Source organism: Leucobacter chromiiresistens, assembly GCF_001477055.1.
GTDB lineage: Bacteria > Actinomycetota > Actinomycetes > Actinomycetales > Microbacteriaceae > Leucobacter > Leucobacter chromiiresistens_A.
This window is the reverse complement of record NZ_LDRK01000149.1, coordinates 1-1,216: the sequence shown is the minus strand read 5'-3', so window position 1 is coordinate 1,216 and position 1,216 is coordinate 1. Positions and strand designations below refer to the sequence as shown.

The 1,216-nt window shown below is 75.4% G+C and carries 1 protein-coding gene; it reads left to right on the top strand.

What is annotated here, in order from left to right; genetic code table 11:
* On the top strand, positions 1–1,125 hold a 1,125-nt coding region (locus NS354_RS12735; protein ID WP_058594812.1), incomplete at its 5' end, for a hypothetical protein.
* Between the last annotated feature and the right edge of the window lie 91 nt (positions 1,126–1,216).

Sequence of the window (1,216 nt, the reverse complement as noted above, 5' to 3'; positions counted from 1 at the left end):
CGGGGGCGGGGCGCCGGCGCGGATGCCCGGGAATCGGGGCTCCCCTCGGCGCCTGCGGCCGATCCCCCGCCCGCCGCGATCGACCCCGAGCCGAGGCCGTCGCACGAGCTCATCGCCGACAGCTTCTCGCACTACTTCCACCGCGGGCGCGCGCCGATGGCGCAGACGGACGCCGCCGATCCCGCGTCCGCCCCCATCTCGGTGCGCACGCGCGTCGCCGATCGTCTGCGCGCCCGCAGCGCGAACGGCGCGCCCCGGTCGCGGGTGCACCGCATCCGCGGCACGCGCACCCCCGACAACCGCACCCGCGTCGTCGAGCTCACCATGCCAGTGCAGGCGGTGCTCGCGCTCGCCCGAGCCGAGCAGGCCTCGCTCACCATGTACCTGACGGCCCTCTTCTTCCGGGCGCTCCGAGAATCGATCGGCCCCCTCGGCCGCGCCGACACCCTCGCCGCCTCCATCCCCATCAACCTGCGGCAGTTCTTCCCGTCGGCCTCCGCGCGCAACTTCTTCGCCACCGTGCGCGTGCAGCACACCTTCTCCGCCGACGGCACCGGAGACGACCTCGGCTCCATCTGCCGCGACCTCGAGGCGCAGTTCCGACCCAAGGCCGCGCCCCAGGCCCTCGAACGCAAGCTGCGCCGACTCATCCGCTTCGAACGGACGCCGCTGCTGCGCGTGCTCCCCCGCGTGCTGAAGGACGCGATCCTCCGCCTCATCAACTGGGGCAACAACCGGGGGCTGAGCGTCGCCGTATCTAACCTGGGCCGCGTCGTGCTGCCGGAGCCGGCGGAGTCGCGGGTGGGCCGCCTGCTCTTCCACGTCTCCGCCGTGCGACCGCAGTTCTGCGCCATGTCGCACGCCGGGCAGCTGACCGTCTGCTTCACCTCGCCCTTCGTCGAGACCGACCACGTGCGGGCGTTCGCGCGCATGCTCACCGCCAGCGGCGTCGACGTCACCGTCGCGGCGGCGCGCGTCACGGCCGACGAGCTCGCCGCCGAACTCGACACCGGCCGCTCCGCCGGGCCCGTGCGCGGTCGGGGCGGGGGCGCCGATCTCGGGAGCCGCGGCGCCGGCGATGCGGATCCGGGGGCCCGAGACACCGGCCCGGGGGCGCCCGCATGAGCCGCTGCGCCGCCTGCTCCGTCACCGTCGAGGGCGCCTGGACCACCTGCCCGCTCTGCACGGCCCCCCTGACCGGCGCCCCCGCCCCGAC